Below are 14,086 nucleotides of genomic sequence, written 5' to 3' on the forward strand. Positions count from 1 at the left end.
TGGTGGGCGCGTCGAACGAGTGGACCTCACACTCCTACCGGGGACGCCGCGGCGTGGGGTGAGGGGCCTACCGCAGGAGTGAGTCCGTCCACCCGGTCACCAGCCGGGCGATCGCGGGCAGCAGGGTGATGTGGTCGGCGCCGGGCACCGGCAGGAAGGTGACGTCGGTGCCGGCGGCGGACAGCTGCCGCACGGTCAGCTCGGTGAGGGCGAGCGGCACCCCGGCGTCGGCGGTGCCGTGCGCGATGTACACCGGCTTCGGGTAGCGGGCCGCGATGACCTCGTCGTCGGCGAGGGCGCGGGTCATCACCTCCGCCAGCGCCGCGGGGTCCTTGACCACCTCGCCGTTGGTGCGCCCGGCGGCGGCCCCGAGCATCTCCTGGACGCACGCCCGCCCGGCCAGGCGCACCAGCTCCAGCCCGGCGGGGGTGAACCAGTCGGAGGGCCGGAAACCGGGCTCGGTGAGCGCGAGGGTGTGCCCGGTGTAGGGCACGGTGAAGGGGAGTTGCGCGGCGGGGTCGCGGAAGGCCGGGCTCGCCAGTTGGACGCCCCACTGGGTGATCGGGGCCAGGGCGATGGTGCCGGCGTGCCGCAGCGTGGGCGCGTACCGGTGGGCCAGCGCCGCGGCGAACAGCGCGGCGTGCCCGCCCAGCGAGTACCCGGCCGCGACCCACGACCGGGAGACCGGGGCGATGTTCCGGGCGGCCCGCACGATGTCGATCATGTTGTACGCCTCGGACGCGCCGTCGACTCCGGGGCTTTCCGCCGGGGTGCCCAGGCCCTCGCCGTCGGTGACCGCGACCGCGTACCCGGCGGCGACCAGCGCCTCCTGCACCGCCCGTTCCCACGGGCTCGGCCCGGTACGGGACGGCGCGCACGCGTCGCCCAGGCCGTCGAACCCGTGCCCGAAGGACACCACCGGCCAGCCGCCGGACGGCGGGCGGCCCGACGGCAGAGACAGGGTGCCGCCGACGACCGCGGGCCCGCCGTTCCAGGAGGTGGACAGGTACCGCAGCGACCACGACGGCCCGGCGCCGGCGAGCCGCGATGGCTCGGGCAGCGGCTCCAGCCGCACCGGGGTGCCCCGCCACTCCCCGCCGCCCTCCCGCGCCTCGGCCGCGTGCGCGGATGTGGCGCCGGCGAGCAGCACGAGGGCCGAGGCGAGCGCGGTCAGCGTGCGGAGGATCGGCACGGCGCCTCCAGAGGTCGTACGGACCGGCTGGAGGTAGTCTCCCAAGCGGCGCGGGGGCGTCAAGGCGCCCGCCGCGTCCGGGCGTCGCGGCGGGCGAACCCACCGGCCGCTGTCCGGCGGGACGGGCCGAGTGCTGAAACTTCCATGGCCAGGGCCCCTCTGCTCGCCCGGCGCCACCTACGGCGTCGGCCCCGGGTCCCGGTGTGGCGCGGGCGGCTGGAGCGTGGCGCCGCGTGCGGGATGGGCCGGGCCATGCCATGGCAGGTCGCGCCGTTGTCGCATGTTCCGGGGTTCGGAGTGCCGGCGCGGTACCCGATCGTCGCCTGCTCAAGGGGCGTTTCGGGCGCCGCGGCGGCCGGGTGGCGCCCCGGGAGGTGAGGGGTCAGCGGCGAGCGGGGCCTCGCCCACCGGTGGCCGTCCCCGGGCCCTCTACACTGGGGCGACGTGACCAAGCCGCGTATTCCCAATGTCCTGGCCGCCCGCTACGCCTCGCCCGACCTGGCCCGCCTGTGGTCGCCCGAGCACAAGGTGGTGGCCGAGCGCCGCCTGTGGCTGGCCGTGCTGCGCGCCCAGGCCGAGCTCGGCGTCCCGGTGCCGGCGGGGGTGGCCGAGGACTACGAGGCGGTGGCCGGGAAGGTCGACCTGGACTCCATCGCCGAACGCGAGCGGCTGACCCGCCACGACGTCAAGGCCCGCATCGAGGAGTTCAACGCCCTGGCCGGGCACGAGCACGTGCACAAGGGCATGACCTCCCGCGACCTGACCGAGAACGTCGAGCAGCTGCAGATCCGCGACAGCCTGCTGCTGGTGCGCGACCGCTGCGTGGCGCTGCTGGCCCGCCTGGCCGAGCTGGCCGCCCAGCACTCCGGCCTGGTGATGGCCGGACGCTCCCACAATGTGGCCGCGCAGGCCACCACGCTGGGCAAGCGGTTCGCCACGGCGGCCGACGAGCTGCTGGTGTCCCTGACCCGGCTGGAGGAGCTCATCGCCCGCTACCCGCTGCGCGGCATCAAGGGCCCGGTCGGCACCGCGCAGGACATGCTGGACCTGCTGGGCGGGGACGCGGCCAAGCTGACGGCCCTCGAGGAGCGGGTGGCCGGGCATCTGGGGTTCACCGCCGGGTTCACCAGCGTCGGCCAGGTCTATCCGCGCTCGCTGGACTACGAGGTTCTGACGGCGCTGGTGCAGCTGGCGGCGGCGCCCTCCAGCCTGGCCAAGACGATCCGGCTGATGGCCGGGCACGAGCTGGTCACCGAGGGGTTCAAGAAGGGCCAGGTCGGGTCCAGCGCCATGCCGCACAAGATGAACACCCGCTCGTGCGAGCGGGTCAACGGGCTGACCGTCGTGCTGCGCGGGTACGCCTCGATGGCGGGGGAGCTGGCCGGCGACCAGTGGAACGAGGGCGACGTCTCGTGCTCGGTGGTGCGCCGGGTGGCGCTGCCCGACGCGTTCTTCGCCTTCGACGGGCTGGTGGAGACCATGCTGACCGTGCTGGCGGAGTTCGGCGCGTTCCCGGCGGTGATCGGCGCCGAGCTGGAGCGCTACCTGCCGTTCCTGGCGACGACCAAGATGCTGATGGCCGCGGTGCGGGCCGGGGTGGGCCGCGAGAGCGCCCACGAGGTCATCAAGGAGCACGCGGTGGCCGCGGCGCTGGCGATGCGCGAGACCGGCTCGGCCAACCCGCTGCTCGACCGGCTCGCCGTCGACGAGCGGTTCCCGCTGGACCGCGCCGCGCTGGAGGCCCTGCTGGCCGATCCGGCGCCGTTCACCGGCGCCGCGGCGGCCCAGGTCGCGCAGGTGGTGGCGCGGGCCGGAGAGGTCACCGCCCGCCACCCGGAGGCCGCCGCCTACCGCCCCGGCGCCATCCTGTAACAGGCGAACCCGGCTCTGGCCGCTACTAGCCATACCAGATGACTTACTTTGTAAAGCCGTCTGGCGTGGACAAAAACCACCCCACCGCCATCACACCCTTCTCACCGGTCGGAAGGCCCCGCCGCGTGTCGCTCGCCGTGGGCTCCGCGCGGCGGCCGGTAAGGGGGGATAACCGGTACCGGCGGTGGCGGAGCGTCTGCTAGGAACGCAGGCGTGATCACTGGAGAACGCGTGCGGATGCGCGCCCTGGAACCGTCGGACGCCGAGACGCTGTGGCGCTGGCACAACGACCCCGAGGTCATGCGATGGATGAGCGACGGCTACCCGCCCTCGCTGGCTCACCTGACCAAGGAGCTGAGCGAGCGCGCGGCCGACACCTTCGGGGACCTCACGCTGATCATCGAGACCCTGGAGGGGCGGACGATCGGCATCGTGGCGCTGCGGGAGGCCGAGCCGGAGGTCGGTGACGCCAGGCTGGACATCTATCTGGGGGAGAAGGACACCTGGGGTAAGGGGTATGCGACCGAGGCGATGCGGCTGATCTGCCGGTACGGGTTCGGGCAGATGCGGCTGCACCGGATCACGCTGACGGCGGTCGCAGAGAACACCGCCGCGCGCCGGGTCTACGAGAAGGTGGGGTTCGTGGAGGAGGGGCGGATGCGCGAGGCGTTCCGGCGGGACGGGGTGTGGCACGACAAGGTCGTGATGGGTCTGCTGGAGGGTGAGTTGCGCTGAGGGGCGTGCCGGGGGCGGCGGGTGCTGCGATGATCGTGGCCGACCGCGTGCCGCCGGCGCCCGCCGCCGGTGGCGTTCCGACTTCACGACGAGGGTGCTGCCATGACCGAGGAGCAGAGGTTAGGGCCGATCGACACCACGACGCCGCATTCGGCGAGGGTGTGGAACTACTGGCTGGGCGGCAAGGACAACTACCCCATCGACCGGCAGGTGGGTGACCAGGTTCGCCAGGTGTATCCGGGCATCGTGGAGGTCGCCCGGCATTCGCGGGCGTTTCTGGGCCGGGCGGTGCGTCATCTGGCGGGTGAGGCGGGCATCACGCAGTTCCTGGACATCGGGACGGGGTTGCCGACGGTGGACAACACCCACGAGGTGGCCCAGCGGGTGAACCCGGCCAGCCGCGTCGTCTACGTCGACAACGACCCGCTGGTGCTGGTGCACGCGCGGGCTCTGCTCGCCGGCACGCCGGAGGGCGTGTGCGACTACGTGAACGCCGATGTCCGCGATCCGGATCGGATCTTGGCCGAGGCGGCCCGCACGCTGGACTTCACCCGGCCGATCGGGTTGATGATGCTGGGCATCTTGGGCAACGTGTGGGACGACGCGGAGGCGACCGCCGTCCGCGACCGGCTGGTGGCGGCGCTGCCGCCGGGCAGTCATCTGGTCCTGGAGGACGGCACCGACGCGGTGGACCCCGAGGCGGCGGCCCAGGCGGAGAAGACCCGCGCCGAGGCGGGGGATCCGTACAAGCTGCGCACGCCGCGGCAGATCGCGGCGTTCTTCGAGGGGTTGCGGCTGCTGGAGCCGGGGGTGGTGTCGGTGTCGCGCTGGCGGCCGGAGCCCAGCGCGTGGGGGTTGCCGGAGGAGGTCACCGCGTTCTGCGGGGTCGCGGTCAAGCCGTAGGCGGCCGCTCGGCGTGCTCCAGCGGCTGTGGGAAGGCGCGGGAGGCAGGTCGCACGCGATCACACGGCTGAGGGGCGGGCCGAGGAGTACGGGGACGGGCCGGGGGCCGGGTGGGGCCGCGTCATGGGCGAGCCGGCCGATCAGCCGTGTCCGGCCGTCCGGCCGGTTTCACGTGCGCGTCACCGCCGGGCTGGGCCGCGGCCGTCCGATGGCCGCGACGCAGGGGGGTGATGCGGGCGAGTTCGGCGGGCGGGGGCCCGGTGTGGACGACGCCCAGGCGGGCGGTGGCGCGGGTCAGCGCCACGTACAGGTCGTTGCGGCCCCGCGCCGATCCGGTCGCGATGGCGGCCGGGTCGGCGATGAGCACGGCGTCGAACTCCAGCCCCTTGGCCTGCCGGGCGCTGAGCACGACCGCCGGGCGGGTCAGGTCGGGACGGGGGCCGTAGCAGACGGCGGGTACCGTCTGGGAGATCGCGGCGCCCAGTTCGGCGATGCGCTGCGGGGGGACGATCACCGCCAGCCGTCCGCCCGCGGCCGTCTCGGCGGCGGCGAGTTCGGCCAGCACCCGGGGCAGTTCGGCCGGGGTGGTGCCCATCCGCCAGGGCGGCATGCCGGTGCTGCGCACCGACCGGGGCGGGGGTGTGGCGGGGCTGATGGCGGCCAGCAGATCTTCGGCGGCCGCCATGATCTCGGCGGGGGTGCGGTAGTTGACCGACAGCCGTGCCAGACGGAACCGGTCGCCGACGTGCGGGGCGAGGACCTGCTCCCAGCTTGAGGCGCCGGCCGGGTCGCCGGTCTGGGCCAGGTCGCCGACCACGGTCATCGATCGTCCGGGGCAGCGTCGCATCACCGTCCGCCAGGCCATCGGGGACAGTTCCTGCGCCTCGTCCACGATGAGGTGGCCGAAGGCCCAGGTGCGGTCGGCGCGTGCGCGTTCGGCGAGCGTGGAGGTCGTGGCGTGGCGGTGGCGCTCGGCCAGCGCGCCGGCGTCGATCAGGTCGGCGGCGCTCAGCCCGTGGTCCCCGCTGTCATCGCCGCCGACCCCGCCGTCCCCGCTGTTCCTGGTGGGCTGGTCGGCGCCGGCGGTGATGTCGAGCACGCCTTGGGCGTAGGCGATGTGCCGGGCGTGTTCGCGGGCCGCCCGGGCCTGCGTGGCCTGGTCGTCTTCGCCGAGCAGGTCGGCCGCCTCGTCCAGGAGCGGCACATCGGCGGGGCTCCAGCCGCCGCCGGGTGCCCGGGCGAGCAGGGAGCGTTCGGCGGCGGTGAGGCCGGGGGCGGCGCGGCGCAGCCGGTCGGGGTCGGCGTACAGCCGGGCCAGCAGCCGCTGGGGGGTCAGCGCGGGCCACAGGACCTGCACCGCGGCCTGGACGCCGGGGTCTTCGCGCAGTTCCCGTTCTAGGGCCGGCGCGTCGCGGGGGCCGAGCAGGTCTCCGGGGCCGGCGGGGCCGGTGGTGGGGTCGAAGACGCCGTCCATGGCCGCGAGGTCGGCGTCGATGGCGGCGCCGACGCCGGACTCGGCCAGTACGTCGGCGATGTCGGCTTCCAGGCGGTCGGCCAGGCGGCGGGTGGTCTCGGCCAATTCGCGGGCGAGGTGGGCGGTGATCTCGCGGGCCAGGACCCGCCGGGCCTGGTTGTGCGGCAGGCCGGTGGCGCGGGCGCGTTCGGCGGCCCGCCCGCAGGTCGCGCCGTCCAGGTGCAGCGGTTCGCCTGCGGCCTCGACGGTCAGGCCTTCGGCGGGCGGGGTCTGGTGCTCGCGCACGGCGGCGGCCACCACGGCGGCCATCTCGGCTCTGCCTTTCAGCGCGGCCACGGCGGGGTCCTCCATGCGGTCGGCGCTCACGCCGGGGAACAGGTCCGCCACGGTGGCCGGTACCGCGCCGGTCTCGCCGAGGCCGGGGAGCACCTGTTCGATGTAGGTGAGGAAGGCGGCGCTGGGGCCGATGACTAGCACGCCGCCGGCGGCCAGGCGGGGCTGGGTGTAGAGCAGGTAGGCGGCGCGGTGCAGGGCGACGGCGGTCTTGCCGGTGCCCGGGCCGCCCTGGACGACCAGCACGCCGCGGTGGGGGGCGCGGATGACGGCGTCCTGTTCGGCTTGCAGGGTGGCCACGATGTCGTGCATGCGGCCGGTCCGTTCGGCGCCGAGGGCGGCCAGCAGCGCGGCCTGGCCCACCACGGGCAGGTCGTGGCCGTCGGCGGGCGGCCGGCCGAGGATCTCGTCGTCCAGGCCGACCACCTGCCGGCCGCGGGTGGCGATGTGGCGGCGTCGCCGCACTCCGTGGGGGGCGGCGGCGGTGGCGGTGTAGAAAGGGCGTGCGGCCGGGGCGCGCCAGTCGATCAGCGGCGGTCCGGTCCGGCCGGTGTCGTCGGTGTCGCCGGAGTCGTCGTGCTCCTGGCGCAGTCCGATGCGGCCGATGTAGCGGTGCTCGCCGTCGTCGAGGTCCAGCCGTCCGAAGCACAGGCCGTTCTCGGCGGCCTCCAGCCGGGCCAGCCGCGCGGCGTGGCGCTGGACGGCGGCGTCGCGTTCGGCGTGGGCCTGGGGGGTGCCGCCGCCCTCCCGTAGCGCGGCGGCCAGGCGCGCCGCCGCCTGGCCGCGCAGCGCGTCGAGTCGTTCGTACAGTGTGCGCAGGTGGCGTTGTTCGCCGTCGATCTGCGCGCGCATGCTGTCGTCGTCGTGGGTCACCGGGTCCGCCCTGTTCGTCCGCTGTCCCTGGGGCGTGCCTGTGAGGGGCCGCCGGGGTCAGCCCAGGGTGCGGGATGAGAGGCGTCGAAGACCAGTCTTGTTCTTGCGCGCCGCGTCAGCCACCCGGCGTTTCCGCAGCTCATGACCTGGTGGTCGGAGAGCCCGCCTCCAGCCGGACGGCGCTTCGGCCGGGCCGCCGGCATACGACGCGGAAGGCCTCGCGGCGTCGTCGGCGGCGGAGAGGACGGCGGAGAGGACGGTGGAGGTGCGGACGCGCGTGCCTGGAGATCGGTCGGTCAGGTGGGGGAGGGGGCGTCCGTGCTGTGACCGGGCGGCACCGTGGTGGTGTGCGGGGATGTGACCGTGGCGGTCGCGGGAGACGATGTGCCGCGGTGACTCCACAGCAGCGCTCCTGTGGCCGACATGGTGCCTGCGAGCAGCCAGGGATCCGGGCCGGGCGGCAGGACACCGATGAGCAGGCCGGTGAGGGCGCCGGCCAGTTGCAAGGCCAGAGACTGGACCGACAGGGCGGTCGCGCGGCCCGCACGGGTGACACGGCGGTGCAGCAGGTCGTTCTCGCTCGGTCCGGCGCAGCCGCGCCCCAGGTACACCAGGGCGTAGCCGGTGACCGCGAGGATCGTCGCGGGCGCGGTGGTGGATGCCGCGGTGACGCCGAGCAGGAGCAGGCCGCAGGCGCTGGTCCCAAGACCTGCCAGGACGGCGCGTTCGCCGCCGCCGGTGAGGCGCGCGGCGAGCGGTGCGAGGTGGCTGCCGAGGCCCGAGCACAGGAACCCGGCGCAGGCGAGCGAGGCGAAGACCACCGCACCCGACTCCGACGCGCCGGTCAGGGCCGCGACACGTCCCGGCGAGAGCAGCTCGACGGCGGCCAGGGTGCCGCCGGCGGCTCCCGCGCTGAGTAGGACGCGGCGCACCAGCCCGTCACGTGCGCCCAGGCGCAGTCCACCCGCGATGGTGACGGGGATGCCGCGCAGTACGCCGCGCACCGTGGCCGCCGGCCGAGGCTGCTCGCGCAGGGCCGTCAGGACGTACAGCACAAAGACGATCTCGATGGCGGCGGCCAGCAGCAGCGGGATGGACAGAGGAACGACCAGGCCCGAGGTCGCCTCTGTGAGCCACCTCCCCACCTGCGGGCCGGCCGTCAGCAGCCAGGGCAGGGCGCCGCCGAGCAGGGTGCCGGTGGCGAGCGCGGCCGAGGTCGCGGTCTTCCCCCGGGCCAGACCGGTGTGCAGGTCGGCGCCGGGGCCGGAATGCGCCTGCGCGAGGTCCACGTACCAGGCCTCGGCGGGCCCGCTGGACAGGGCGCGGCCGGCGCCCATGAGCACCATGCCACAGGTGAGGACCCAGGGTGCGACGCCCAGGCCCAAGACCATGAGAGCGGCCAGATTCAGCAGCCCGGCGGCGGCCAGGACGGTGCGGCGGCCAAGGACGTCGGACAGCCCTCCTGTGGGCAGCTCCAGCCCGGCGGCGGTGAAGGAGTGCGCGGCGAACAGGCCCGCGATGGCCGCCAGGGACAGACCGCGTTCGGTGAACAGCAGGATCAAAGGCGCGATGGTCAGACCGGCCGCGAGCCAGAAGAGCGCACAGGCTGTGACGTAGCGGCGGCGGGCGGCGCGCATGTCCAGCGGCTCGGTCATGACGCGTCGTCCTGCGGGCACGACGGGAGGGGGGTGCCGGGATCGGCGGCGGGATCGTAGGGCGCGAGAGGCAGTCCGGCGATGAGGAAGACGATCTGCGCGGCGCGTGGGTCGTCGGCGTCGCGGCCGGTCAGTTCCGCCACCTTCCGATCGACCACCTGCCGCAGCTCGGTGAGAGACTCGGGGGTCAGCCGGAGCAGCAGGTCTGTCATGTCCGATGGTTCCAGCCACTCCTGGCCGAGTCGCCCGGCGGCGATGTCGGCCTCATGCCGGGCGAGGGACGCTTGCAGGTGTTCGATCTGCCGCCTGCGCGCGAAGCCGACGAAGGCGCGGCTTTGCGGGGCGGTGTCCATCGCGGTGTTGCTCCACGACGTCACCGAGTGCACCGCCCGCCAGCGGCGCTCTCGCCTGTCGCGGTGCTCGGCTTCGGCGACGAACGCGTATCTCGCCAGAACCCGCAGGTGGTAGCTGGTGGAGGCGGAGGTCTGCCCGGTCCTGATGGCGAGTTCGCTCGCTGTGGCGGGCCCGTCTTGCCGCAGCAACCCCAGCAGCCGGATGCGCAAGGGGTGCGTGAGCGCCTTCAGCGCTGCGGCATCCTGCTCAGGGTCCAGAACGCGCTTGTGCTGTTCGCCTGCCATGGCTGAAGAGTAGATCCACCGACCATCTTTCCCAAAGTATTTATGCAAAAATTGTTTGGGAAAGTGCTGTAGTGGGGCGCGGAGACGGGGGCGGGGGAGTGGCGGGTTCGGCCGCCGGGGTTGCGGGTGCCCGGGAGCGGTCGCGCCATGCCCGGCTGGCTCGATGCGGGACCACTGGGCGGTGCCTGTCGTGGTTCCGTGGACAGCGTGAGTGCCACTGGCCTGATGTCCGTTTTGGCTTACTTTGTAAGGGGGTACGGATGGAACAAATCCACATAGATCGACTCCCAAAACCTCTCGACCAGGCAACAGAGCCGGGGCAGAGGTGTGCGAGGAAAACCAGGTGAAGCGGAGCGGTCCGCGAGGCACAGTTGTTGAGTGATGTCCGATTACGCTGCTGGTTTCGTGCCGGGTCTGCCCCTGTCACGCGCGTTCTATACAGAAGTCGTCCACCCCCTGATCGGCCAGGTGCCGCACGGCGCCGCGCTGATCGGCCCGGGCTCGGAGGTGCTGGCCTTCGACACCGAACGCTCGGCCGACCACGACTGGGGGCCGCGAGTGCTGGTGTTCGTCCGGCCCGGGTTCGAGGCCGGACTGGCGGAGCGGCTCGGCGCCGCGCTGCCCGAGCGGTTCCGCGGCTACCCGACCGTCTTCGGGTCCGACCGCAACCCGCCCCGGCACGGGGTGGTGGTCACCGTGTTCGAGCAATGGGCGCGCTCGCGGCTCGGGTTCGACCCGCGCGGCCCGATCGGCACGGCCGACTGGCTCGGGGTGTCCTGGCAGCGGCTGGCCGAGATGACCAGCGGCGAGGTGTTCCACGACGGGCTGGGTGAGCTGGAGGCCGCCCGGGCCAACCTGCGCTGGTACCCCCAGCAGGTGTGGCGGTACGTGCTGGCCTGTCAGTGGCGGCGGGTCGCAGAGCTGGAGAGCTTCCCCGGGCGGTGCGGCGAGGTCGGCGACGACCTGGGGTCGCTGCTGGTCACCGCCCGCCTGGTCGAGGAGCTGATGCGGCTGTGCCTGCTGATGCGCCGCCGCTACCCGCCCTACGCCAAGTGGCTGGGCAGCGCGTTCGCCCGTCTGGGCGGGTCGGCGGAGCTGGGGGAGATGTTCGCCGCCGCGCTGGCGGCGCGCGGTTGGCGGGAGCGCGAGGAGCACCTGTGCCGCGCCTACGAACGGGTGGCCGCGCTGCACAACCGTCTCGGGCTGACCGAACCGTTGCAGGCGTCGGTGCGGGAGTTCCACGACCGGCCGTTCCGGGTGATCGGCGCCGGCCGCTTCGCCGACGCGCTGCTGGGCACGGTGGACCCCGCGCTGCGGGCCTCGCGCGCCGACGGGTCGGTGGACCAGGTCTGCGACAGCGTGCAGGTGCTGGGCGACAGCACCCGTTCTGTGGCCGTCGTCCGCGCGCTGCGCGACCCGGCCGGCACCTGAGCCCATGTCTCACACCGGCGGTGTGCGCGGTGCCGCTTTGCGCTCGGGCCGGCGGCGCCTCATGGCGCGGGTCTCGTCTCTGAGGAACTGGATGAGCTCCAGCGTCTCCCGTCGCTATCGCTGCTCCGGAGTCAGGACGTGCCGGGTCCGGTCTCCGATCCAGGCCGCTTCGAGGATCGCGGTCAGGCTGGCGGTGTCGGTCGGGCCTGGATGATTCTGGATCAAGCGGGTGACGCCACCGGCCATCTCCGCGAAGCGCGGGAGGTCGGCGCGTGCCACGCCGATGTCCGCCAAGGTGGTGGGGATGCCGATGTCGGCGAGGAGCCCGTCGAGCCAGGCGAGGAACGTATCCGCGGCCTCGGCATCCGAGGCGCCGGTCACGTCGAGCCCGCACACCCGGGCGAGGGTGGTCAATCGGTCTTCGATGGCATCCCTGGCCGCGTCCAGCGCGTAGGGCAGCAGAAGTCCGACGCCCAGGCCGTGCGGTGTGTGGGTGGCCGCGCCGATGGGGTACTGGAGGGCGTGCGGAGCCCCGTTGCCCGCGTGGGAGAACGCGAGTCCGGCCAGCATGGACCCGTAGGACATGTCCGCGCGCGCGTCCTTGTCGCCTCCGTCCCTGACGACCTGGGGCAAGCTGCGGGCGATCCGCTCCGCGGCCAGGAGCGCGTAGTGATCGGTGATCGGGTTGCGGCCGAGGAAGACCTGCTCCACCGGGTCGCGCGGTCCGTGGGCCCGGGGTCGCGCGGTGTAGCTCTCCACCGCGTGGCAGAACGCGTCGATGCCGGAGTGGGCGGTGACGGTCGCAGGGCAGGTGTAGGTGAGCTCGGGGTCGACGATGGCGAAGTCGGGCACGATGTGGACGCTGGAGACCCCCACCTTCAGCTCGCGGTCCGGGTCGGTCAACACCGAGACGGGCGTGAGCTCGGAGCCGGTGCCTGACGTCGTCGGGACCGCGACGAGAGGGATCGTCGGCCCCGGCACCTTCGACTCGCCGTAGAAGTCGCGCGGCGTCCCACCGTGGCGCCGGATGACGCCGACGATTTTGGCCAGGTCGATCACCGTGCCACCCCCGATGGCGAGGATCACGTCGGCGTTCACCTCTGCGGCGACCGAGACGGCCAGGGCGACATCGGTGAGTGGCACGTCCGGAGTCGCGTCGGCGAACACCCCGACGACGTCGGCCTTCTCCCGCACGGCGGCCACGATCTCGGCCACGCCCGGCTGCCCCAGAAGAACCCGGTCGGTCACGATGAGGACGCGCGAGCCACACTCGGCCACCACTCGAGGGATGTTCTGCGCGACCCCTTCTCCCACTATCAGCTGGCGTGGTCCGCGGACGGTCTCAAGCATGTCAGTGCCTCTCTGGAACGTTGGCGGTGAGTTGCCGGGCGGACGTCGAGGTCGCCTGCGAGACCGGGACGGCGCAGGCCGGTCACGGTAGGTCGATCGCCGCGTAGGTGACGTCGAGGTACTCAAGGATGCCCTCGTGCGACCCCTCCTTGCCGATCCCGGACTGCTTCACGCCTCCGAACGGAGCCGACGGGTCGGAGATCAGGCCACGGTTGATGCCGAGCATCCCCGTCTCCAGCCCCTCGGTGAACCGCAGCGCCCGCTGGAGGTCACGGGTGAAGACGTATGCGACCAGGCCGTGCTCGGTGTCGTTGGCCTTCGCCATCACCTCCTCGTCGGAGGTGAACGAGATGATCGGCGCCACCGGGCCGAAGATCTCCGCCTGCAGCATCCGCGCGTCTTCGGGCACGTCGACGAGGACCGTGGGCGGGTAGAAGTGGCCCGGCCCCTCCGGACGCTCGCCGCCCACCAGGACACGGGCGCCGCGATCGACCGCGTCGGCGACGAGCTCGTCGATCTTGGTGACCGAGGCCTCGTCGATCAGCGCCCCGACGTCCACGCCGTCGTCGAGGCCGTGGCCCACCGAGAGCGCGCCCATCCGCTCGGCGAAGCGCGCCGTGAACTCCTCGCGCACCGGCTCCTCGACGTAGATTCGGTTGGCCGCGATGCAGGACTCCCCGATGTTGCGCATCTTGGCCACCATGGCACCGTCGAGCGCGACGTCCAGGTCCGCGTCGGCACACACGATCAAGGCCGCGTTGCCGCCCAGTTCCATGGAGGTGCGCAGCACGTTGTCCGCCGCCTGTCGTAGCAGCACGCGCCCGACCTCGGTGGACCCGGTGAAGGAAAGCTTGCGGGTCCGGCGGTCGGCCAGCAGTGCTGAGACCACCTCGCCGGCACGTTCGGTCGTCACGACGTTGACGACGCCCGGGGGAACGCCGACCTCCTCCATGATGCGGGCCAGGAGCAGCATGGTGAGTGGCGTCTGGGATGCCGGCTTGGTGATCGTCGTGCAGCCCGCCGCCAGCGCGGGAGCGATCTTGCGGGCACCCATGGCCAACGGAAAGTTCCAGGGCGTCACAAAGACGCACGGTCCGACCGGCTTCGGCACGGTCAGGATGCGATACCCACCTGCGGGAGCGGTGTTGTAGCGTCCCTCGACGCGCACCGCCTCCTCGGCGAACCAGCGGAAGAACTCGGCGCCGTAGGCCACCTCTGCCCGAGCCTCGGCGAGCGGCTTGCCCATCTCGAGCGTTATCAGCCGGGCGACCTGCTCGGATCGTTCGGTCAGTGCCCGGTACGTGGCGGTCAACAGCTCTGACCGTTTCCGCGGCGGGGTCGCCGCCCACTGCGCCATCGCCTTGCTCGCCGCGTCCAGAGCGGCGAGCCCGTCAGCTGCGTCGGCGTCCGCCACCTCGGCGATGGTCTTGCCGGTGGCCGGGTCCTCGACGGCGAAGGTGGCGCCGCCGGCGGCGTCGCGCCAGGCGTCGCCGATCCGCAGCCGCCGGTGCTCGGGGGCCAGGACGTTCATCGGGTCACTCATCGCGTCGCCTCCTGTGATGTTCTCGGTGATGTCCAGCGTGACCTCGGCGATCGCGCCACGCGCGGTGACGAACGGGTCACACGACCT

Annotated in this window: 10 protein-coding genes; 4 read left to right on the forward strand and 6 right to left on the reverse strand. The window is 73.2% G+C overall.

The genetic code is table 11. The annotated features are described in order from the left end of the window. Positions 1-67: 67 nt before the first annotated feature. A complete protein-coding gene (locus ABZT47_RS29945) occupies positions 68-1,192 on the reverse strand; it encodes a lipase family protein (protein WP_354849322.1) in 1,125 nt (374 codons plus the stop codon). Positions 1,193-1,636: 444 nt separating this feature from the next. Here ABZT47_RS29945 and purB point away from each other — a divergent pair, with 444 nt between their 5' ends. The 3 genes from purB to ABZT47_RS29960 all read left to right on the forward strand — a co-directional run bounded on the left by purB (position 1,637) and on the right by ABZT47_RS29960 (position 4,702). Then, entirely contained in the window at positions 1,637-3,064 is a 1,428-nt protein-coding gene (purB, locus tag ABZT47_RS29950; RefSeq protein WP_354849325.1) for an adenylosuccinate lyase, read from the forward strand. 213 nt (positions 3,065-3,277) lie between these two features. Further along, on the forward strand, positions 3,278-3,799 hold the full coding sequence (locus tag ABZT47_RS29955; RefSeq protein ID WP_354849328.1) for a GNAT family N-acetyltransferase: 522 nt from the start codon (positions 3,278-3,280) through the stop codon (positions 3,797-3,799). A gap of 102 nt (positions 3,800-3,901) precedes the next feature. After that, positions 3,902-4,702: an SAM-dependent methyltransferase gene (locus tag ABZT47_RS29960; RefSeq protein ID WP_354849331.1), complete on the forward strand. Its 801-nt coding sequence runs from the start codon at positions 3,902-3,904 to the stop codon at positions 4,700-4,702. A 121-nt stretch (positions 4,703-4,823) separates the two neighbouring features. On the opposite strand, the gene ABZT47_RS29965 is transcribed toward ABZT47_RS29960, so the two are convergent. The 3 genes from ABZT47_RS29965 to ABZT47_RS29975 all read right to left on the reverse strand — a co-directional run bounded on the left by ABZT47_RS29965 (position 4,824) and on the right by ABZT47_RS29975 (position 9,675). Then, on the reverse strand, positions 4,824-7,382 hold the full coding sequence (locus ABZT47_RS29965) for an ATP-binding domain-containing protein (RefSeq protein WP_354849334.1): 2,559 nt from the start codon (positions 7,380-7,382) through the stop codon (positions 4,824-4,826). Positions 7,383-7,678: 296 nt separating this feature from the next. After that, positions 7,679-9,037 (reverse strand): hypothetical protein, encoded by a 1,359-nt coding sequence (locus ABZT47_RS29970; protein WP_354849336.1) that lies wholly within the window; start codon positions 9,035-9,037, stop codon positions 7,679-7,681. Next, positions 9,034-9,675, reverse strand: coding sequence for a helix-turn-helix domain-containing protein (locus ABZT47_RS29975; protein WP_354849339.1), 642 nt, complete (start codon positions 9,673-9,675; stop codon positions 9,034-9,036). Before ABZT47_RS29975 ends, ABZT47_RS29970 begins: the two co-directional genes overlap by 4 nt. Before the next feature lie 405 nt (positions 9,676-10,080). Here ABZT47_RS29975 and ABZT47_RS29980 point away from each other — a divergent pair, with 405 nt between their 5' ends. Further along, on the forward strand, positions 10,081-11,106 hold the full coding sequence (locus ABZT47_RS29980) for a DUF4037 domain-containing protein (RefSeq protein WP_354849342.1): 1,026 nt from the start codon (positions 10,081-10,083) through the stop codon (positions 11,104-11,106). A gap of 114 nt (positions 11,107-11,220) precedes the next feature. On the opposite strand, the gene ABZT47_RS29985 is transcribed toward ABZT47_RS29980, so the two are convergent. Together ABZT47_RS29985 and ABZT47_RS29990 are read right to left on the reverse strand one after the other, a co-directional pair. Beyond that, positions 11,221-12,456: an iron-containing alcohol dehydrogenase gene (locus ABZT47_RS29985; protein ID WP_354849345.1), complete on the reverse strand. Its 1,236-nt coding sequence runs from the start codon at positions 12,454-12,456 to the stop codon at positions 11,221-11,223. Between the two features lie 82 nt (positions 12,457-12,538). Further along, positions 12,539-13,999, reverse strand: a complete 1,461-nt coding sequence (locus ABZT47_RS29990) for an NAD-dependent succinate-semialdehyde dehydrogenase (RefSeq protein ID WP_354849347.1) — start codon at positions 13,997-13,999, stop codon at positions 12,539-12,541. Positions 14,000-14,086 lie beyond the last annotated feature (87 nt).

Origin of the sequence: Sphaerisporangium sp. NPDC005289 (genome assembly GCF_040607455.1) — a bacterium.
GTDB classification, from domain to species: Bacteria; Actinomycetota; Actinomycetes; order Streptosporangiales; family Streptosporangiaceae; genus Sphaerisporangium; species Sphaerisporangium rhizosphaerae.